Raw genomic sequence first — 19,673 nt, forward strand, 5'->3', positions numbered from 1 at the left:
TAGGTAGCTTTATGTTTAATCTTGATTTGCAAGCTATTAGTTTTGACTCAAGCTTAATTTTTATCGTTGGTTTACTGACCATGTGCGGCGCTGCTTTTTTTGGCAAAATCACCTTAGGGCGAAAATTTAAGCATGATGCCGCTGGCGATGATGAGCTAAAAATTGTTTTAGGTGCTACCTTGTCGCTCTTTGGTTTGCTTATTGGTTTTATTTTATCCATTGCTATTAGCGGTTATAACAACCGCATAAATGCAGAAGAAAATGAAGCTATGACCATAGGATCAGCCTTTCAACGAACAGCTTTACTGGATGATGTAAACCAACAATACACAGAAGATGTATTACAAGAATACTTAACCGCACGCATTGGTTTTTTTAAGGCTGAAAATGACACACAACGCCAAGCTTTTCGCGCGCAATCAATTGAAATTCAAACAAAGCTTTGGCTGCATGTAAGTGGTTTAGCAAAAGCAAAGCCTAATATTTTATACAACAGCGTACTTGATAGCCTAACTAATTTATACACAGCCCAACAGCAAACAATTGCCAGCTGGCGCTTCAATGTACCAGCAGCAGCTTGGGTATTATTAATATTTTTTGCAGTCTGCTCTAACTACTTTATTGGCTATAATATCCGCGGTATATCAGGGAAAAATTTTTTAGTGCTTACGGTTCCTTTTTTAACCAATATTGCGTTGTTTATGATTGCTGAAATTGATATTCCTGGGGAAGGTATTATCCATGTTACGCCAGTTAACTTGGAAGATTTAAGACTAATTGTAGCTCGGGGCGGCTTAGCGCCTTAAGTTATACACAGTGTTATTAACTAGATAAAAAACCCATAAATAGGAACGCTTTGTTTTTTAATTGTTCTGTTGAGAAAGTAACGTGCTTGAGTAAGCTATAAAAATAATGAATATCTGTGGATAAATTAGGATACCAACGGCTAAATAGCTGTATATAGTCCTCTAGTTGAAATGGCCACTGCTGTTCTTCTAATGGCCTCTTAATATTGCTGGCGCGAATCAAACGCTTACAGATTTGATTTTTTAATAGTATTTTTGTATTTGCGCTGGTAGTGGCTTCTAATAATGCTAAATCATCCTGAATAAGCTGTGCATAACCTAGGTTGATTGCTATCGCCAGTTGTCGGCTTGGCTTAAACACAGGAAAGTGTAGACGTAAATTATCCCCATCCACCCATTGGCAATAATGCTTTAACCAACTTCCCCAGCGATAGAGACTTTTTTCATTAAGTATTTCATCTAGTAAGCCGCAGTCAAAATCTATTTTGCTGACAGTTTTATACTTATCAACAAGATGATATTTAAGGCAATTTAACTGTTGTTGCTGTATCTCCGTTAATTCTGTTGTTAGCACCAGTGTTAAATCAAGATCCGATTTTCCGTTAATCGCCTTTCCACTAGCGGCACTGCCGTATAAGTAGAGGCTATGCATATTAGGTAAAATCGCTTGTAGTTGCGCTGTTACCTCAGTTAATACAGGCTGAATAAAATCTTGTATTGGCGCTTGATAAACATCTGTTCGAATGGTCATTCGTCATTACTAATTAGTGAGCTTTTATAGAAAACAGTATTAAACCCCTCAGCAAAGCTTGGCAGTGAAAAATAACGGCTAAATAGATCAAAATCTCCTGCGCTGGGTTGAAAAGGATGTTCACCTAAGGCATTACGTTTGGATAAACGTGTTTTACATACTGAATCAGACACTTGCAACACATGCATTTGATGTTTTACTTGAGCAGTGTCTGCTAAGGTTTTCAACCAAGCACGAGCTTTAGGTGTATTAGCCGGAAAATCGAGAACTAATTTGTGGCCTTGTCGCAGTAAAGCTAATAATTCAGGTTCTAATTCTTGCTTAAGACGTTCGGTAAGGCTGGCGTAGTCTTGAATGCTTTGGATTTGCCCAGGATAGCGCTGTGCTAAATAAGCATCTTCACTAATTAAACGTGCATTAAGTTTACGAGATAATTGCTGAGCTAAGGTTGATTTTCCTGAAGCAATTTTTCCACAAACAAAATGCACGCGGGTCGCTCGATCAACAAAATTTAGCACATTCAAACTGGGCATATTATTTTCCTATTGGCTAAACACCACTGACTTAGCGGGAAAATAAAAACCCGCCTAGCAATGGCGGGTTTAGTTTTTAGCTACACGACTACCCCACCTGCTTGGAGATGGTAATCATCTTAATCTTAGTGATTAGGTTGGCTAAAAACATGAATTCAATTCGTCGTTAAAAAGATACTCTGTATATAGCGCTATTTACAGAAAAAACTCAAGTACTTTTCGGTAAATTACTAAATACTTTATAAAAATAATAAAAGTACTCTATCTGTAATGAGATAAAGCACTTTTAAAGCTGTTATTTGTTGAGATTTGTTACAGCTCTCACTTAGTAAAGGTGTTATAGCTGGTCATCAAGTTTCGATAATCAGGTATATGATTTGCGAATAATGCGCCTAGACCTTCGACATCGTTACGCCAATCACGATGTAATTCACAAGCCACAGCAAACCATGTCATCAATTGAGCGCCAGCTTGCGACATACGGTTTAATGCACAATCACGCGTTAATTCGTTAAAGGTTCCAGAAGCATCCGTTACTACGAAGACATCAAAACCTTCTGCCAGTGCTGATAATGCAGGGAAAGCAACACAAACCTCAGTCACTACGCCAGCAATGATTAACTGTTTTTTACCAGTGGCCTTAATAGCATCAACAAAGTCTTGGTTATCCCATGCGTTAATTTGCCCTGGACGCGCAATATAAGGCGCATCAGGAAACTGTGCTTTTAACTCAGGCACCAAAGGACCATTTGGACCTTGTTCAAAACTGGTAGTTAAAATAGTTGGTAAGTTAAAATATTTTGCGAGGGCGCCCAAGGCTAATACATTATTTTTGAACTTGTCAGGGTCAATATCGCGCACCAGCGATAATAATCCTGTTTGATGGTCAACTAATAAAACGGCAGCATTATCTTTATCTAGACATACATAAGGCTTAGTCACAGTGTTTCTCCATTGATTAATGATGGTGTTCAAACTGGCCATTTCGAAAATCACGAAAGGCTTGTTCAAGTTGTTCTTGGGTGTTCATTACAAAAGGTCCTCTGCCTGCAACAGGTTCATTAAGGTCTTCCCCACTGAGTAATAGAACAATAGCGTCGCTCGTTGCTTCAAGGCTGATGTCTTGGCCTTCTGGATCGAGCAGTGCCAGCTGTGATTCAGTGACTAAATTATTACCATTCACCAACACAGTGCCTTGCAGAACAACCAAGGCCGTATTCCAGTTTGAATTAACCTTAAATTGATAAAGGCTCGCGGCTTTCAAATGAAAATCTATTAATTGCAGTGGGCTAAATGTATGTGCAGGCCCTAACAAACCTTGATAGTTACCCGCAATAACACGCGCATAACTACTGTTATCATCCAGTGCTAGTTGAGGTATTTGTTGCTGTTCAATGGATTGATACCGTGCAGGTGTCATTTTGTCTTTTGCAGGCAAATTGACCCAAAGTTGAACCATGCGTAATAGTCCACCTGACTTAGCAAATGCTGGCGAATGGTATTCTTCATGCAAGATTCCAGCCCCAGCTGTCATCCACTGCACATCACCAGCACCTATTACACCACCTTCACCTGTAGAATCTTTATGTGCCACTTCGCCGTTATAAACCAAGGTCACCGTTTCTATACCACGATGAGGATGAGCGCCAATACCGCGCACATTATCAGTCGAGGAAAAGTATTCTGGGCCTGCATAATCTAGTAGCAAAAACGGGCTTAATTGCTTGCCATGGTTGTTATAGCTAAAGAGCGAGCGCACAGGAAAACCGTCGCCGACCCAATGCGAGGACGGTGCGCTATAAATGCCTTGTACTTTTTTCATGCTGTTTCTCCAGCAAAAACTTGATGGAGAAATAGTAAAATTAGATCAATACTCTGTGTAGATAGCTAATTTGAACAACATAGTTCTATTTTTAGGACAATAAAATGCAAGATCTCAATGATTTATATTATTTCGTCCAAGCCGTTGACCATGCAGGCTTTAGTCCTGCTGCTCGTGTATTAGGCATTCCTAAGTCAAAAATCAGCCGGCGAATTGCAGTACTAGAAGAACGCTTAGGTGTTCGTTTAATCCATCGCTCTACTCGACAATTCCAACTAACCGAAATTGGTAGTAGTTATTACGAACACTGCAAAGCTATGTTGATTCAAGCAGAGGCCGCACAAGAAGTGATAGATGCTTCACAAGCAGAGCCTTGTGGATTAATTAAAGTCAGCTGCCCTATTGCTATGCTTAACATGAATATTGCGCAAATGTTGTCGGACTTTATGGCGCTATACCCAAAACTAAAAGTGCAATTATTAGCTACCAATAGAAAAGTAGATGTAGTGGCAGAAGCTATTGATGTTGCAATACGTGTTCGCCCTGCTCCATTGCAAAGCACAGATTTAATTTTACGCGTATTAGCTGAACGGGCGCACTCACTGGTAGCAAGCCCTGACTTACTAGCCCAATTTCCTTGTATTGAAAACCCATCCGATTTAGCCAGTATTCCCAGTTTGGCATTAGGTGAAATTAACCAAAACTACCAATGGCAATTACAAGGACCAGATACAACGCAAGCGCTCATTAATTATGATCCACGCCTAATCACTACAGATATGCTGACATTAAAACAAGCGGCCATTGCAGGAATTGGTGTAGTGCAGCTGCCATTAATGATGATTCAAGAACAACTCAATAATGGAACCTTAATTCGCGTATTACCACAATGGCAGCCGAAAGATGAAATTATTCATGCCGTATTTGCTTCACGCAGAGGTTTATTACCATCAGTAAGGTTGTTTATTGACTATCTTGTGGCTTCATTTAAGCAAATCGATAAAGAACTGTTCCATAAATAGAACAGTGCAACTCAAAATCCCCATCTACACTACTAATAGTTGCATAGCTATGATGGATCTATAACTTAACGAATAGGTGAATCTATGACAAAACTTATGCTTTCAGGTGCTGCACTTACACTCTTTGCAACTATGACTTATGCCGATGTGTATAAGTTAGACCCTGCCCACACTAACGCTCGCTTTGAGATTGGTCATTTTGATACTACTACGAATCATGGTGGTTTCTACAATATTACTGGCGATATTAGTTATTCTGCTAAATCTAATACTGCTCATTTAGAATTGGTTATTCCTGTGGATAGAATTATCACAGGCAATGAGCAATTCGATAATCACATGAAAAGTGCTGACATTTTAAAAGCAGATCAGTTTCCAGCTATTACGTTTAAATCCACTCAATTCAACTTTGATGGCAAGCACGTAAAAAGCGTAGTTGGTGATTTAACCATTCTTAATAAAACCCACCCTGTAACCCTGACGGCTACTCAATTCAACTGCTATGAAAACCCAATGTTTGACGGCGCAGAAGTTTGTGGTGGCGATTTCACAACAACTATTGACCGCACTAAATGGGGCGTAGACTTCTTGTCTGGCATGGGCATTCCAAACGAAGTGCTAATCAAGGTTCAAGTTGAAGCTGTGAAGCAATAACTAACTAAACGCCAGCGACTCAGCCGCTTGATAGTAACTATCAACGGCTGATAACTGCTTAAACTCTGCTCTCACAATAAGCCCCTCGATAAATGTTAATAACAACTCAGCATTTCTTTCTGGAATCTCTAGGCTGTTTTCAATAAAGTGCTTCAGCCATAGTTTATGGATAAGTGCTTGCTGAGTAATTAACTCATCACTTGAGTTAAATTCCGCCAGCGTATGCATAAACATACAGCCCCTAAAATGCTCCTGAGCAAACCATTCAAAGTGCCAATCCAAGAGTCTTTTCAATTTTTCTTTCGTAGTTCCTACAACAATATTTGTAAGCCCTTCAACGAATTGAGCATGTCGCTTAATTAAAACAGCCTCAATTAAACTGCTTTTAGAACCAAACAAGCGATACATTGATGTTTTCGAAACCTGCGCTGTATCGCGGATTAGATCAACACCCACTGCTGTCAGTCTTGAGAGTGCTTTTATTTTCCGATACAGAATATTTATTGTCCTTTAAAAACAATAGCTTGTAAATTTTTTGGAGCACTCTCGGAGTGCGGAAATTTGCGAAAAGAAGTGTAAGTATTGGTAAATTTCCTCTTCATCAGCTCCTAACCACCCATTTTAAACTGGGATAAGTGGGAAACTGGGAGCCTTGTATACGCTTTTATCTCTATGAAATCAGCGCCTTGAAGTTGCTCGATAGTCCCTTTCTGTCAGACCAAATTATAGTAACATCGTTTTCTAAACGGATCCGTTCTCATTTTGAACGGACTTGACGCACAACATTATTGTGCATAAAATGAGTAAAAAGTGATCAGGTAATTATGGCGGTTGAATTCAGGGATACGTGGCTAGAGGTTTTTTACGAACAAGACCAAAGTCATAAGAAAATACCCAGCACTATTGAAAGCGCCCTTTTTAGAAAGATTCTGATTCTGGATGCCGCGACGCAGGAGTCAGACTTGAGGATTCCACCAGGTAATCGTTTCGAACATTTGCAAGGAAACCTGTCTGGATGGTGTTCTATTCGGGTTAACAAGCAGTATCGCCTGATTTTTCGCTGGGAAGATGGCACCGCCCAAGATACATATCTAGACCCGCATGTTTACAAGGGCTAGAGGAGGTTATGGTAATGAGGAATACAAAACGTCGTCCAGTGACCGTTGGCGAAATGCTGGTCACCGAGTTTCTGGAGCCGATGAACATAGAAAGCAGTGAACTTGCCGAAGCAATGGGTGTGCACAGAAATACACTCAGTCGGATTGCGCATGACAAAGGCACGCTGACAGCACCCATGGCAATCAAACTCGCAGCGGCTTTGGGGAATACGCCGGAGTTTTGGCTGAATATTCAGCACGCCGTTGAGTTATGGGATGTTCGTCATCGTGCCTATGAGCAGGAAGCGAAAAATGTGAAACGTGTAAAGCCTCACGTTCTGCCGATGAAGCAGGCTTGAAGAAAATCTTGATTCCGCCGCGCTTCCCGTTTTTCAGGAGATCTACAAATAGCCGCCATAAGAGAAGTTACCGGTACCAGGTTTTTTCCACCTAGGTAAAGCAGCGATCAGTATGCGCACCATGTGACTATGATCTACGGCACGAGAAGCGTTCAAAATTTTCCATTCTTATCCAAATGTGATTGAGTCCTTAATATATTAGAGTTCTTTACCGCTCTTGGGCCCATAATCCGTCTTCATCATGACGCCGGGCGTCTTGTTCGTATGATCTGGCAAGGCTTTCGATCATTGCAGCAACGTTGGGTTTCGAGTCTTTCCATTGAATGGAGAAACGCTTGAACTCCTCTGCAACCTTTCGCTCCTGCTCTCCGCCGTCGTATGGCATACGAGAGGTAACGCCTCGGGAATTATGTACTCCTGTATGGAAACCTCGTCTGATGTCTTCACAGTCATCCCGATCCAATAGCTCAGCAATGATAAGGTCTGGCCAGCACTCCAGTTTTTTGTTCAGTGGCCAGTCGGAAAGCCAGGCTCCCACCGTTAGGTCGGTGACAGCTTCTCGATCTTTCTCCTTTGCCAGATCTCGCACTCTGTTGATCCAAGAGAAAAATAACTCTCTGTCAATTTCTCCGTTAGAGCTTCCCCCCGGAACACCGCGTCCACGGTGGATCAAAGAGCCGGCTGTTTCCGCGGCTGCATGCAGGTTTTCGGGTATCGGTTCGCGCTCGTCGTTACGAGGTTTGAATGCAAGACATATCAGTTCCATGAATGATTCTGGTACGCTCAATATCTCCGCCATCAAATGGGGCACTCCATACTTGTCATTTTCCAGAATCGGGTAGTAAGCGAATTCCAGGCTGACCATCTCAGATTGGCTGCAGCCAGTTTTGGGAAGTGCCTCGAACACACGAGCGATATGCCAAGACTGTGCAAGGGCAGTACCGTCTTCTTGGCCAGAAGCTATCCCCTTAAGCATTCGGATCAGTAGTTCACCTGGCAGCTCGATTGCGCGATCTCCCATGGCTTCCAAGGCGGTACGTGGCCTGCCAGCAGTCAACAGCTTTTCCATGCAGAAAGACAGATGATCGCTGTCTGATCGGATGTAGGATGGTCTGACAATCGACCAAAAATGATCGTGAACCGCCGGCGGCTGGTTTTCAATAAGTTCCCACAACGCCATGACTTGGGGAGCATTGGATATAAACCCAGATACTTTCTCTGGAGATTCAGTTTCCTTCCCAAGCAGGTGCAGGCATGTTTGCAGGAAATCAATGCATTCTTCTTGCGGCACCGCATGCAGTACCCCACAGGTCAATGAGTCGAAAAACGAGGTGTTTTGCAAGTTGACATACCATCGGCATAACCATGTTGACACATCGATGCGTTCAAATGGCTCCTTGACAAGCTCCCAGCCCACAAGCCTTGGATCCTCACATTGTTTGGCTAATTTGTTGATACCTTGCCAGCCCAGATTTTCGTATATTTCCCGAATTGCCATGGTGCGCAATGTCCCTCTCGCTTTGTCAGCTTCTTCGTGGTTTTCCTCCCGTCCGTCAGGGAGCCCCACCCAGCCACTGGAGAAAACCCAGACATGTCGGATGACCAAATCATCGGGGGCGAGTGCGTCGAATAATGGCCTCAGTGCATCGGCTGAATAGCGATCATGCCGGTTACCGTCCTGATTAAACGAGTTCTCCCAGTTCAGGAATTCCCTGGTTGCACTGCGAACAATTTCCCGATCTTCATCGGGGAAGCTTTTTGCGCTGACAACCAATGCTATGACCTCGTCACGGAAATTCGTATCCAGTTCATCAATCTTGGGTATTAAATCGGCAATGCGCTTGGCATTTCCCTGAGCTTGTTCGAGCAACAAATTTGCAACTGGAAGTACGAGCTGCTCTATTTCTCCATAGGTGACAACTTCGCCTGCGCCAGCGTCATCGTCGCGCCACTGTGGCTTTGCATTAGGTGAAGCCATATCGTGTCGCCCTGGTAGCAATGCCAACAAAAGTTTCCAAGCTGTTTCAGGATGTCGCTCAGTTATGTTTCTGGCTGCACGAAGTCGAAGTTCGACCGACGCTGCCGTCTGCGGGCACCATGGTCGAAAAAGAGAAACCAATGAATTGAACGGTGTGTTGCCCCAATTACCTTTTACTTCCACATCAGACAGTTCAGCAAGGATGTTCGCCACTCGGCCAAGCCGGACGGGGTACCACGCCAACAACTCCAGTGCCCAAAGCAGGGTGGCATGCCAGCAGCGGCCAGATACCCCCGATGATTGTGTTTCTGTAATTAGCCGAGCAACCGGTTTGTCAGGCTTACGCAAACTGTTTTCGAGCGCGCGCAGGAACTCATCGGGAGCGGCCTCGGCGAATGACCTTAGAAAGGATGAAATTGAAAGCCAGCGCTCTCCGCTAGCTTCTTCAAGAAGCTGACCAACGAAGCGCCTCACATGGTCGCTGATAACAGTTGAGCCCGCGCTATCAGAAAAGTAACCCAATTTCGCAATTGACTCCGCCATGGCTTCCATCACAACACCGGAGTGCTCACGAACCTTGCCATAGATAGAAGCCATCCAACGCTTATCTTCCTCGAGATCCAAGGCCGGGTCAGGCTCTTCGAACACAGCCCTGGCGACCTCGAAGAATCTCCTCAATATATCGCTCGTTATCCGAGGGGCTATGAGATGCAACAACTCTAGCGGTGCCTTGGCTTTCCATAGGGAGCCGATTTTTATCACGGGCGCATCATCGAGGGCGACTAGTCGCAGTAGTTCGTTTTCGATGTCCTCATAAGCGCGGTTGGCAATCTTTGAGATGCAAGCCTTGTCACCATCTGAGGCGCTATTCCAGGCACCTACGAGAGTCAGAATAAGCAGGCTTGTGGAATCGGCAGCCTCGATCCATTCCGGCTTCTTGATGGCGGGATTTAGCGCATGCCAACGGCGAAAAACGGTCCACGATCTTCCCATTGTACGAGCATGTCGGGCAGCATCAGATGCTGCTATACCCAGTTCAATCAGGGATCTCTCGAATTCATCAGGCTTTGGACGTCGGAGCTCTATAGTTTTCTGCTCTATCGCTCTTCCACCAATGCCCATGAGATTGAAAGCCTGATCTCCAAAAGCCATAGGGACTATTAGGCTAATTCCATTACGCGGGGAACGATGGTAGCTCAGTCGGTTATCGGTGATGACTACCACTTCAATGCCAGGGTTAGCATCGACAAATTGCCAGCCTTCTTCTGAGGTTACGCAGGCGGCGCGTGTGGAATATCCTTCTTCAATCAATAGTGCGCATACAAAGGCAACGGCTTCGGACTGACTGTCAGCCATAACAGAAATCAACGGTTCATGCTGCTGGATGCTGTTCTTTAATGCAGTCCTGGATTCCTCCCGACCGACAAACAAATTAGAGGCTGTTACAACCGGTTTGGATTGGTTGCCCCAGTGCGCCCAGTGGTTCTCTACAGCCTCTATGCCGTGACCGGCGATATCCAACTGAATACCCAACCACAACGCGGTGGCCGGAGAGGTTTCCAACCAGGCTTCGAGATCGTCTCCATCCCACACCCAAACATCAGCCCAAGCATTCAGGCTTCTCATGCTTTCCCGCCATGCGTCTTTTCCAGGCCAACGACGAGAAGTCACAAAAAGGAAAATGGCCCGAGCAGCATCCGCTTTGGAAATTTGTTCCAGACGTTTTTTGAAATCACTTCTCGCTTTAAAAGCCGGATCTTTTGAAGTGCCCAGTTCCCAATAACTGACTCCACTCGGAACCCAAGGGTTTCCCTCTGCCGTTTCTATAACACCGTCCCAGCCAGGTATATTGACCGAGTCGCCGCCCGGCATGACAAGTGCCGTGGTACGAGCTGTTGCCGAAATCAATCTTCTCACCAATACGGGAAGCATCCCCTGGGCTTCACGCCTGTCTGACCACTGTGTGAGATGGGTTGCTGTTATACGCATGGTGAAAATCCTCCGCAGTAATTGTCGGCAACTTTCTTTAAATCCGGACGCCGGAGTCCATCACCGAACTGGGAAAAGTGGAAAACTGGGATAACACCACTGTGTTTCAATGAGTTATGTTCTCGTTTAATCATTCGGAGGAGCCCAATCGAGGAACTCTTGCTCCTGAAATACTGGATTGCTCCGTAATCCTTTGGCTTCTTTGTTCCAGCCGTATTTCTCGCATATTGTTGATGCTTCTTCGATTTTCTTTTCCGGGACGGTCTTTTGCTGTTCCGAAGCTACTTCCAATGGATTCATCCGCCAAAGCTTAAGACTATGGCCGGTAGACCTGATGCTATCGGCTAATCTTGCCGCAATCCTAAACCCACCTACATCAATGTCGCCCCAATGCAGGATTTCGATGGACTCCATGGATGAAAGTATTCGATTGTATGCCGCGAGAAAAGATGGTGTAGGGTTACCAGCAAGATAAACGATCAGCAAGTCCCTCGCGTTTTCTGCGAGGTCAGCTGCTTCGTTGAAGCTCGCTAGATTCTCAATGGTGAGAACACGCCGAATAGGAGCATTTGAAGCGACCAGGCCTTTAATAGTGTCCGGTCTGAAGCCGAGATAGGGGTACGCCAGAGGAATAGCTACCCCTTCAATTTGAATTCTACAATCCGGTGGGCCACTCAGAAGCATAGGTTGAGGATGCTTTACCAGGCCTAACCGCGCAAAAACATCGTCTTCTTCGGTTTCTGCGGGCTCTCCAAGAAGGAAAGCAAACTGACGAGACAGTGCTTCTATCCGTTTACTGTCACCGAATAGCCTGGCGCTTAGCTTGCGGAGCAGTACATCCTGTCCACCTTCAGAAAGTTTTTGCGCGGCATCTATAACCCTCATGCTGTCGACCAGTTGATTTGCACGCTCTGCTGGCACACCTGCAGGGGCCTTTCCAAGACGCCAAGCATCAATAATGTGGTCAACGTTAGGGAGCCCTTCTTTAGCTACAGCCCCTATTCTTGCAATGGCTCGCGAGGCAACTTCCCAAGGCAATTCTTCGCCAAGAATACTTACCACTGCTTTAGGATCAAGCAGCGTTAATCTCGAGAGTTGCCCTCTCTCTCCTGCACCGACGTCCCAATCTACCTTTATCGCCTTTGCATTTGAGTATATCTGCAGTCGTGCATGATACTCCTCTCGGTCTGCAAATCGCTCAAGGCGATAGTACTCCCGCAAGCTCGAATTCGTTGCAGGCAAACTTACCGAAATTTTTTCTACAGACGGTTCAAGTTCGCCATCTGCGAATACAGCACGGGCAGCTTTTTTGATAAGGCGACGCATACTCTCATCACATGCATCTGCTCCTGAGCGCAGCATCATTGCCCACCATTGTTAGAAACTGCATATTCTTCTGGCTGTTCAAGTCCAAGTTGCTGGTAAGCACCTTTCATAACTTCTGGGTTCTCGTCAGGCATATCACTCACCATCAGTTTGTTGGCTGCCTCCTTGAATTTGGTCCGTTCCATTTGTAGATCCAACCCTTCTCTATCCAGGTCATAGATGGTCTGGGTGACAGGTGCCAGCTTAGTGCGTTCAAGCTCCGGCCCCGCCATAATAAGCTGCAAACCAATGCTTTGTAGGAAGCGTGCTGTGGCTATGGCGTTGATTGTGTCCATGCCATGAAAAGCCTCATCAAGACAAATAAGGCCGATACCGCGTTGCTTTCCTTTGTTACTGTGGAGCCTATAAGCCTTTGCAAGAGCAGCACCCGCGGCAACGTACATCGGCGCTATGTGTTCACCATTGGATCCTGCCCCTTGCCGATTACTCATACGATCCACTCTTTTACCATCGACCAAGATGTCTAAATCAAAGGTATAGAACTGTCGGTAGTCTAGAACGCCACTAGCGTTACCAGAGTCAGCAGCGGCTTCCACGAGATCGCGGAGTGTTTCATTAATCTCATCGGGGTTTTCGGCAAACAAAGAAAAATTGGTGTCTTCTTGAGCAATCTGATTGATGTATCGCACTAAGGCTTCGTATTGCGGCACAACCTTGGCTGTGAACTTGTAACGTTCCCCACCGGTGAAAGACGGACATGATTCAAGTATTTTATTTCGCTCCCGACGCTCCAACTCCATTTCTTTGAATCGATCATGGAGAGACATAGCGATGTCTGAGCGCAACGTTTCCTCGGATGCCTGACGGGCCAACTCAGCTTCCTCCTCGTACCGATGCAATTCGGTATTAAAAAGCTTCGTCTTTTCCTCTAGTGTCCATGCATAACGTTCATGCCATTCCATATGGGGTACTTGCACATCCAAACGCTCGTCTTGGACATAGCGGGCAAGTTCAAGAGAAGCGTTTTCCTCGGCCTTCCTCAAGCGGGGTGTGTGATAGTCAAGTTTCCTATCCACCTCTTTAAGCCGAAGATCGTAGCTGGTTTCGGCGCGCTCAATCTCGTCTTTCATACTGTCCAGCCACTCTTTATCGACTAAAGCGTTGGTTACAGCTTCATGTTCAGCTTGGCGACTTGCAGGTAACTGTTGTTCCAGTTGCTCTTTCCGCTCCCCACATTGACCTATTTGCTCTTTCAACCCTGCCGCGAGTCGATCATGCTTCATATACTGATTGTCGTATTCTGAGTGTTGCGAGACAGCAGCACTAAGAAGAGATCGCAACTCATCTAGGTGGGAGACATCTAGGCCCTTGAGCTGCTGATATGCCAGGTTAATCACCTTATTGGCCTCTGCGAGCTTCTCAGTGACGCCCTGATCGTCATCGTTGGCGTTCGTGGCGAGAGCTTTTTCGAGCCCTTCCACGAGTTTCCTCTGCGTCTCAAGCTGCTCCAGTTCTCCCTGGAGTTCCGATACATGTCGCGATAATTGCGATGTGTCCTGGACTTCCTTGCCTATACGAAGATCACTTATCGGTGCGATGCGGATGGATTTAGTTAGACCTCCCTGACTCAGCATTCCGTCGCGGGTGATTGCTCTTGGATGGGTCTCGAGCTCCAGTTCGGTGTCGACTAAGCGCATGTTTCCGAACTTCTGCCAAACGAAACGACGAGCCGTATCGTCATCGGTCTCAAAAACACCCAATGCGAATTCCTCACCTTTAGCGGAAGTGTCGACATTGCGTAGGTGAAATGGCTGGATGATAGCCGCACCGTTTACCTGGATGCCTTGCTGCCTCGCCTGGCGCAATAGTTTGACAGCCTCACGGGTCTCTCCTTCCGTGATAATCAGAGCATCACGATCACCACCTAAATAAGCCTCCAAAGCCGGTGCCCAGCTTGCGTCCGAAATGCGTAGTAACGCCGACAGGGGCTTAGCTTCCATACCGGCGCGATTAAGTATCTCCAATAACCGCGCTGCGCCATCATTCAACAATCGCCCGGTTTGAGCTGCTGCTGAAATCCGACGTCGAATTGCATCACGCTCCTCACCCAGTTCATTTTGCTTCTTTTGGATCAAGGCTAGATTAGACTGAGAGACGACCCGAATTTGTGCGAGATCCCCGTCGAGCTTCCCAATTGATTCGCTCAGCGCGCTTCCCGAGTTTTCATTTCCCCGAGCCTCGACCAGCTCATCAACCACGGTGCTCATAAGACTTCGAATCTCAGAAAAAACCGGTTCGTCGATCAATTCTCTTAGCGAAGTGATCAGGCGGTTCGCTCGAGATATCTCGGGATGTTGGTAGGCTGTAATTATTTGGCGCTGGGAGCTAATCTGATCTTCGAGGCGTTGCCGAAGCTGCTCATTCTGGTCGCTCTCCAAGCGAACCGTCAGTTGGGTAATTTCCTCTTGTTTGAGATCTCGCTGTTCTTTCGCATCAGCAGCAAGGCCTTGCGCCGTTTCTGTCTGGTCTTTGAGTGTATCGATCTGGGTTTCAATATCGTCAATCTTCTCTCCCAGCCATTCGACATTAAATATAGCTTCTATGGCTTCAAGAGTTGCGATTCGACGTTCCGCCTGGCGCGCGCGATCAAAGTCAGTAATGATGCCTTCCAGCCGTGAGATTCTTGCCTTTGTTTTCATGATCAAATCGCGCAATGCGATAAACTGTTCGACCTGCTTGCGAAACGTCGCAATATCAACTGGATTGGACTCAACGACGTAATCTCGGACAAATTGATCGATCGAATCGACATTCTTCAAGGTCATCGACTTTACAAAAGACGACATAAACCGTCGTGCATTAGGCATTCGCTCGCCATTCAGAGCGTATAGAAGCTCCTGAACATACTCACTCGATTTATCGGTAAAGATGGGCGTCCGTCCTTTGTTCCGAGCTTGTTCTCGGACATTTTCCCGAAAGTCTGCGAACGAGATCGGGCGTTGATCGTCGCCGTCGTAGACGATGCAATCGTCAGCTTTTAAAGCCAACCCAGGAAGGACGAAAAGGCCTTTAACCTCGTGCTCATCGGTTTCTGCATCGGCCTCGATGCAAATTCCAGCAGAAACCCATTCAGTTTCCGTATTATCGCCAAAGACCAACATGATGTAGGTTCGAGCCTCGTCACGCGCGCGCCCGATCACTTCACTGTCTTTCTCTGGATTGCGGAGCATGCCAAGGCAATAGCCAGCTAAGCTTCGCCGCTGCTTGGTTGATACCGATTGGGTATTAAAGCGTGTGTACTGCTGGTTTCCCCCGAGCATTGCGATTTGTATCGCGTCTAGCGTCGACGATTTTCCAGAGCCATTTGGACCCAAGAAGGCAGTTGCTCCTGCTACCTCAATATCAACGGCTTCGTGGAGATAGAACTGGACCAGTGAGATGCGTTTGAGCTGTTTCACAAAGAACTCTCCTTTTGTTCTGTTGTATCGCCCAACCCATCAGGCTCATATAACAATTCTGCATGGGATTTCAGCATGGCGAGAGTTCGTTCGTTTATCAGGCTTTGAATACCGGGCAGAATCTCAGCAAACCATGTCGCCTCTCCTAAGTTCTCAGTTCTGACTAAACGAGCAATTCCCCACCTTTTCATTGCATCCATCATCCCCTGAAGCTCTGACTGGGGCTTCATTGGTAATTCACGTCCTGTTGATTCCTGGAACGCTGCCTCGAGTTCAGGCAAGCTAACACCCGCAACGCCTGCATTGAGTGATCCCCTGTTCATGTGATGGTCGTACAATTTCCGCAATACCAAAGCCAACAAGGTGTGCATCAGAGGAATCTTGCTAACTTCGGTAACTGTCGGAACAGCAGCCACATATCGCTCCTGGATATTGAGATCGAGCATGCAGCCAAAGAGATCAAGCGCTTCCGCGAATGCAGATTCATGGGCCGCCACCAAGTCATAGTCTGATCTCTGCTTCGGGTTTGCCTGGTACAACACTTGATCAACAATCAGACGTTGTGCCGCCCTCTGAAAATCCCGAACAGTATGAGCCTCGTCTTGCTCTGCAATACGTTTCCAGCTAGTTGGCATTATTTGTACTCCCGTCCTTTCGGCGACGAATCCTTACAACAGGCGCCTCAATGTATTCGTTCTCAAAGCGCTCACCTGTCAGTTCAATCTCGATATGCCTGTTGAGCTTCTTAAATAGTGTTGGTCGAACAATGCCAGCCCGAGCATTCCTTTCCGTTCGGTCGGCAATCAACCCAAGGCGAGAGAATGCTGCCAAAATACATAGGTCGTTGATGGAATCCACTTCCATGGAACTGCTTTCCAAAATACCTCCAGGGTCCACATGACGATCGATGTACTGAATAATGCGAGCCTCCGAAACCTCTCGGTTCCCCTTCATGATTTGACGGACCAATCGTCGTGCTCTTGCCTCCGGTGACAGCTGACGCTTCTGGATAACCGCACCTTTGCGCTTTCGTGGCTTCTTGTTCGGCATTTTCAGGGCGTCTTCACTTAAGAGTCTTCCTTGAGACCAACCTGTGGGTAGAGCCAGATTTTTATCATTGGGTCGCGAATCAGCAGCGCGAACAACTGCATTTATGACCTGATCGGTCTTCATATCGAAATTGCCCTGAGAGCGGACCTTGTATTCGAGATATCCGAGGGCTTGGTCGTTAGCGCGGGTGACGGCATCTTTAAGGCGTGCGAGCAATCGGTCCACCTCGCGAAGTGCCAGAACACGGGCCGTATCACTTTCAATTAATGCATCCGCTTCTTCAGTAGACCGACAACGTAAGTTCTTGCGATACCACCGACGCAATCGTTCACGACTTTCTGGTTCTTCTGTAATTCGGGAAGCGAGGTCGACGATATCCCAGCGAGATGCGAGAGGATGATTTCGAGAAAACAGGTCTGAGTAGTCGCCGATATACAAACTGGAGATATAGTCACCAAAAAACTTCTCGAGGAAGAGATGGGTTGACTCCTGGGTGCGCAAGTATTCACTAGCTTCCCTAACGCGCATGCGCGTAGTGTTCAACATTCGCATAAGCGCGGAACATTCTTTAGCAGCAACCTGGAACACAGCGGCATTTTTTTCAGGATCCGCCTGCATCTGCAGTAAGTTATTCCGGATCGATTGCACACGCCCACCGATAAACTCGGGTCCTTGCTCAGCAAAGGTTTTGAGCAACTCAAACAGGTTTTGGACCGTGGGGCGCATGATGACGAATTGGATAAAGCCAACTCGATCGATGCTCAGCCAGCCACTATCCAGGAAGCTTGAAAGAGCGTCATGGGCGCGTATGTTTACCGGAGTCCCTCGCTCCTCAACATTGGTTTCATGCTCATCATCCCACCGGACCAAGAAACGCTCAATTGATGCCACCACACGCTTCTGTGTCCAGCCTTCTCCCTCTGGAGGATCAGCCTCAGGTGCAAAGAAATCGTTATACAGATGGTTTAGGAGCGACCAGTTACGACGCGCATGCTCGTGCGCCCCGAGCGGTCTAAAAATATGCTCAGGTACACGATCAAATAGGTTGTCCGCATCTTCAGGCATAGGCCACCCAATCTTCCTAGACTTCGAGTTAACATCAATGTTAAATTAACACTGATGTTAATACAAATCCAGCAGAGAGTTACGCCATTGGATAGCCGCACGAGACTGCAGTTTGAGTTTATTGAGATGTTGCTAGCATACGAAGGGGGGATAACCAATCAGCGCCTTAGGGAAAAGTTTGGAGTAACCAGCGTGCAAGCCTCGCGGGTATTGGCTTCGTATCGAGACTCATTCCCATCTAATACTCAAACTCTGAAAGGGCAAGGCCGTGGGCGATATGTTCCTACGGCTCGATTCAAGCCAGAAATCGCTAATCTTAGTATCGACGCCTATTTCCGGTCGGTGAAAGACCAAGTTGTTCATGTCAGGGTGGAGGAGACCCAGAGAGACTTTACCAACGTTGATCCAGCACTGTTTCGAGTTATTCACTCAGCGATGGACCGGGGTGCAGCCTCCAGAATCATCTACAGGTCTATGAACAATCCGGATGGTATTGAACGTATTATCCATCCCTTGGCGTTTGTGTTCGCCGGGAGAAGATGGCATGTGAGGGGCTTCGATGAACTCACTGAACAGCACCGGGACTTTAACCTCGCCCGAATATCCTGCGCGGAGTCAGCCCCTAAGGGTGTAGAAACACCAACGGATATCAATTGGGAAGAAAAAGTTCAGCTCGAGTTACGACCACACCCATCATTGACCGAGGGACAAGAAAAACTGATTCGAGATGAGCTGTTCAAAGGCGCCATTGGCAGACGCATTACTACTCGGCGCGCCTTGATAAGATATGTCTTGAGAGATTTAGAGGTTGCAGAAAACCCTGAAGTTCAGCACCCGCCAGAGTTTCAAATTTATCTGTTCCGGACGGATGTAATGGTTCACTAAAATGGAACACATTATTAAGCAGCTTTTAAGGTTCTTGCTTCATATTGGTCTGGAGAGATGTTTCCTAGATGCGCATGACGCCTAACTTGGTTATAAAATGGCTCTATATAATCAATGATATCTGCCACAGCTTGATGTCGATTCAAATATCTTCGATAGTTAATTCGTTCAGATTTCAAGCTTCTAAAAAAACGCTCAACCACTGCATTATCTAAACAATTACCTTTACGGCTCATGCTGGCTGTTATTGAGTGATATTGAAGGCAAGACAGGAATGCTTCGCTACTGTACTGACATCCTTGATCTGAATGAAAAACTAAACTCTCTTTTGGCCTTCTTTTTTCAATAGCTAGCTGTAAGGCTCGTCGCACTAGCTTTGAGTTTGCTCTATCTGAAAACGCCCAACTAATGATTTTCCTTGAATAAAGATCCATTACTATCGCCAAATAAAGCACCCTTGCTCAGTCCTTATATAGGTAATATCTCCAGCCCAGCATTGATTTTTTTGTTGAGGATTAAATTGTCTATTCACATGGTTCTTAGCAACTACGGATACTTTCCCTAAAGAGTAACGGTGAACTTTAGGCCGTTTCGCTTCTAAATTTAACAAGCGCATTAACTTTATAACTCGATAGAGGCTTAACTTAAAACCTCGCGCAGCAAGCTCATGCTGCATACGTCTACTTGTAATCCCCCCTCAAAACCACAGAGGCTATTTGTAGAAAATTTCATTAATATAAACTCAAGGAGCTTTCTATGCGCAAATCAAAATTCACTGAGAGCCAGATTATGGCAATTCTCAAACAAAATGAGGCTGGAGTTCCAGTCCCTGAGCTATGCCGTGAGCATGGTATTAGCTCAGCTTCGTTCTACAAGTG

19 protein-coding genes are annotated in these 19,673 nt (G+C 46.1%); 7 read left to right on the forward strand and 12 right to left on the reverse strand.

The features are described from left to right. The first annotated feature begins 11 nt into the window (after positions 1 to 11). Positions 12 to 806: a hypothetical protein gene (locus tag VQ643_RS13410; protein WP_414200325.1), complete on the forward strand. Its 795-nt coding sequence runs from the start codon at positions 12 to 14 to the stop codon at positions 804 to 806. Positions 807 to 822: 16 nt separating this feature from the next. Here the strand turns inward: VQ643_RS13410 and VQ643_RS13415 are convergent, their stop codons facing one another. The 4 genes from VQ643_RS13415 to VQ643_RS13430 form a co-directional block, all read right to left on the reverse strand. Continuing rightward, the gene (locus tag VQ643_RS13415; protein WP_414200326.1) at positions 823 to 1,557 is read right to left on the reverse strand and encodes a hypothetical protein; all 735 of its coding nucleotides are present in this window, start codon (positions 1,555 to 1,557) and stop codon (positions 823 to 825) included. Further along, a complete protein-coding gene (locus VQ643_RS13420; protein WP_414200327.1) occupies positions 1,554 to 2,090 on the reverse strand; it encodes an AAA family ATPase in 537 nt (178 codons plus the stop codon). Before VQ643_RS13420 ends, VQ643_RS13415 begins: the two co-directional genes overlap by 4 nt. A 321-nt stretch (positions 2,091 to 2,411) precedes the next feature. Beyond that, entirely contained in the window at positions 2,412 to 3,074 is a 663-nt protein-coding gene (gene ycaC / locus VQ643_RS13425) for an isochorismate family cysteine hydrolase YcaC (RefSeq protein ID WP_414200328.1), read from the reverse strand. After that, positions 3,049 to 3,912 carry a pirin family protein gene (locus VQ643_RS13430; protein ID WP_414200329.1) on the reverse strand — a complete coding sequence of 288 codons (864 nt, stop codon included), beginning with the start codon at positions 3,910 to 3,912 and terminating at the stop codon, positions 3,049 to 3,051. Before VQ643_RS13430 ends, ycaC begins: the two co-directional genes overlap by 26 nt. 104 nt (positions 3,913 to 4,016) lie before the next feature. Between VQ643_RS13430 and VQ643_RS13435 the strand changes: the two genes are divergently transcribed. Together VQ643_RS13435 and VQ643_RS13440 are read left to right on the forward strand one after the other, a co-directional pair. After that, positions 4,017 to 4,934 carry a LysR family transcriptional regulator gene (locus VQ643_RS13435; protein ID WP_414200331.1) on the forward strand — a complete coding sequence of 306 codons (918 nt, stop codon included), beginning with the start codon at positions 4,017 to 4,019 and terminating at the stop codon, positions 4,932 to 4,934. 84 nt (positions 4,935 to 5,018) lie between these two features. Further along, positions 5,019 to 5,588 carry a YceI family protein gene (locus tag VQ643_RS13440; protein WP_414200333.1) on the forward strand — a complete coding sequence of 190 codons (570 nt, stop codon included), beginning with the start codon at positions 5,019 to 5,021 and terminating at the stop codon, positions 5,586 to 5,588. Here VQ643_RS13440 and VQ643_RS13445 read toward each other — a convergent pair whose 3' ends face one another. Next, positions 5,589 to 6,044, reverse strand: coding sequence for a TetR/AcrR family transcriptional regulator (locus VQ643_RS13445; RefSeq protein WP_414200335.1), 456 nt, complete (start codon positions 6,042 to 6,044; stop codon positions 5,589 to 5,591). Between the two features lie 368 nt (positions 6,045 to 6,412). Here VQ643_RS13445 and VQ643_RS13450 point away from each other — a divergent pair, with 368 nt between their 5' ends. Next, positions 6,413 to 6,706 (forward strand): type II toxin-antitoxin system RelE/ParE family toxin, encoded by a 294-nt coding sequence (locus tag VQ643_RS13450; RefSeq protein WP_208194647.1) that lies wholly within the window; start codon positions 6,413 to 6,415, stop codon positions 6,704 to 6,706. A gap of 14 nt (positions 6,707 to 6,720) precedes the next feature. Next, positions 6,721 to 7,044 (forward strand): HigA family addiction module antitoxin, encoded by a 324-nt coding sequence (locus VQ643_RS13455; RefSeq protein ID WP_414200337.1) that lies wholly within the window; start codon positions 6,721 to 6,723, stop codon positions 7,042 to 7,044. Between the two features lie 208 nt (positions 7,045 to 7,252). Here VQ643_RS13455 and VQ643_RS13460 read toward each other — a convergent pair whose 3' ends face one another. The 5 genes from VQ643_RS13460 to VQ643_RS13480 all read right to left on the reverse strand — a co-directional run bounded on the left by VQ643_RS13460 (position 7,253) and on the right by VQ643_RS13480 (position 17,910). Then, the gene (locus tag VQ643_RS13460; protein WP_414200339.1) at positions 7,253 to 10,954 is read right to left on the reverse strand and encodes a hypothetical protein; all 3,702 of its coding nucleotides are present in this window, start codon (positions 10,952 to 10,954) and stop codon (positions 7,253 to 7,255) included. A gap of 183 nt (positions 10,955 to 11,137) precedes the next feature. Continuing rightward, positions 11,138 to 12,376 (reverse strand): Wadjet anti-phage system protein JetD domain-containing protein, encoded by a 1,239-nt coding sequence (locus tag VQ643_RS13465; RefSeq protein ID WP_414200341.1) that lies wholly within the window; start codon positions 12,374 to 12,376, stop codon positions 11,138 to 11,140. Continuing rightward, the gene (locus VQ643_RS13470; RefSeq protein ID WP_414200343.1) at positions 12,373 to 15,795 is read right to left on the reverse strand and encodes an SbcC/MukB-like Walker B domain-containing protein; all 3,423 of its coding nucleotides are present in this window, start codon (positions 15,793 to 15,795) and stop codon (positions 12,373 to 12,375) included. The genes VQ643_RS13465 and VQ643_RS13470 overlap by 4 nt, the downstream gene beginning before the upstream one ends. Then, positions 15,792 to 16,430, reverse strand: a complete 639-nt coding sequence (locus tag VQ643_RS13475; RefSeq protein WP_414200345.1) for a DUF4194 domain-containing protein — start codon at positions 16,428 to 16,430, stop codon at positions 15,792 to 15,794. The genes VQ643_RS13470 and VQ643_RS13475 overlap by 4 nt, the downstream gene beginning before the upstream one ends. Beyond that, positions 16,420 to 17,910 (reverse strand): Wadjet anti-phage system protein JetA family protein, encoded by a 1,491-nt coding sequence (locus VQ643_RS13480; RefSeq protein ID WP_414200346.1) that lies wholly within the window; start codon positions 17,908 to 17,910, stop codon positions 16,420 to 16,422. Before VQ643_RS13480 ends, VQ643_RS13475 begins: the two co-directional genes overlap by 11 nt. Before the next feature lie 87 nt (positions 17,911 to 17,997). Between VQ643_RS13480 and VQ643_RS13485 the strand changes: the two genes are divergently transcribed. Then, positions 17,998 to 18,795 (forward strand): WYL domain-containing protein, encoded by a 798-nt coding sequence (locus VQ643_RS13485; protein WP_414200348.1) that lies wholly within the window; start codon positions 17,998 to 18,000, stop codon positions 18,793 to 18,795. 14 nt (positions 18,796 to 18,809) lie between these two features. On the opposite strand, the gene VQ643_RS13490 is transcribed toward VQ643_RS13485, so the two are convergent. Next, positions 18,810 to 19,250, reverse strand: a complete 441-nt coding sequence (locus VQ643_RS13490) for an IS3 family transposase (RefSeq protein ID WP_414200350.1) — start codon at positions 19,248 to 19,250, stop codon at positions 18,810 to 18,812. Continuing rightward, complete coding sequence (locus tag VQ643_RS13495) at positions 19,232 to 19,471, reverse strand: hypothetical protein (RefSeq protein WP_414200352.1); 240 nt, start codon at positions 19,469 to 19,471, stop codon at positions 19,232 to 19,234. Before VQ643_RS13495 ends, VQ643_RS13490 begins: the two co-directional genes overlap by 19 nt. A gap of 80 nt (positions 19,472 to 19,551) precedes the next feature. Between VQ643_RS13495 and VQ643_RS13500 the strand changes: the two genes are divergently transcribed. Next, the coding region (locus VQ643_RS13500) for a transposase (protein ID WP_414200354.1) at positions 19,552 to 19,673 on the forward strand (122 nt) is incomplete at its 3' end.

This window comes from Pseudomonas sp. F1_0610 (assembly GCF_047470865.1).
Taxonomy (GTDB): Bacteria; Pseudomonadota; Gammaproteobacteria; order Pseudomonadales; family Pseudomonadaceae; genus JAZDRH01.

Coding starts and splice junctions, on each gene's coding strand:
- VQ643_RS13410 (WP_414200325.1), top strand. CDS start 12: ATGTTTAATCTTGATTTGCAAGCTATTAGTTTTGACTCAAGCTTAATT.
- VQ643_RS13415 (WP_414200326.1), bottom strand. CDS start 1,557: ATGACCATTCGAACAGATGTTTATCAAGCGCCAATACAAGATTTTATT.
- VQ643_RS13420 (WP_414200327.1), bottom strand. CDS start 2,090: ATGCCCAGTTTGAATGTGCTAAATTTTGTTGATCGAGCGACCCGCGTG.
- ycaC (WP_414200328.1), bottom strand. CDS start 3,074: ATGGCCAGTTTGAACACCATCATTAATCAATGGAGAAACACTGTGACT.
- VQ643_RS13430 (WP_414200329.1), bottom strand. CDS start 3,912: ATGAAAAAAGTACAAGGCATTTATAGCGCACCGTCCTCGCATTGGGTC.
- VQ643_RS13435 (WP_414200331.1), top strand. CDS start 4,017: ATGCAAGATCTCAATGATTTATATTATTTCGTCCAAGCCGTTGACCAT.
- VQ643_RS13440 (WP_414200333.1), top strand. CDS start 5,019: ATGACAAAACTTATGCTTTCAGGTGCTGCACTTACACTCTTTGCAACT.
- VQ643_RS13450 (WP_208194647.1), top strand. CDS start 6,413: ATGGCGGTTGAATTCAGGGATACGTGGCTAGAGGTTTTTTACGAACAA.
- VQ643_RS13455 (WP_414200337.1), top strand. CDS start 6,721: ATGAGGAATACAAAACGTCGTCCAGTGACCGTTGGCGAAATGCTGGTC.
- VQ643_RS13460 (WP_414200339.1), bottom strand. CDS start 10,954: ATGCTTCCCGTATTGGTGAGAAGATTGATTTCGGCAACAGCTCGTACC.
- VQ643_RS13465 (WP_414200341.1), bottom strand. CDS start 12,376: ATGATGCTGCGCTCAGGAGCAGATGCATGTGATGAGAGTATGCGTCGC.
- VQ643_RS13475 (WP_414200345.1), bottom strand. CDS start 16,430: ATGCCAACTAGCTGGAAACGTATTGCAGAGCAAGACGAGGCTCATACT.
- VQ643_RS13480 (WP_414200346.1), bottom strand. CDS start 17,910: ATGCCTGAAGATGCGGACAACCTATTTGATCGTGTACCTGAGCATATT.
- VQ643_RS13495 (WP_414200352.1), bottom strand. CDS start 19,471: ATGCAGCATGAGCTTGCTGCGCGAGGTTTTAAGTTAAGCCTCTATCGA.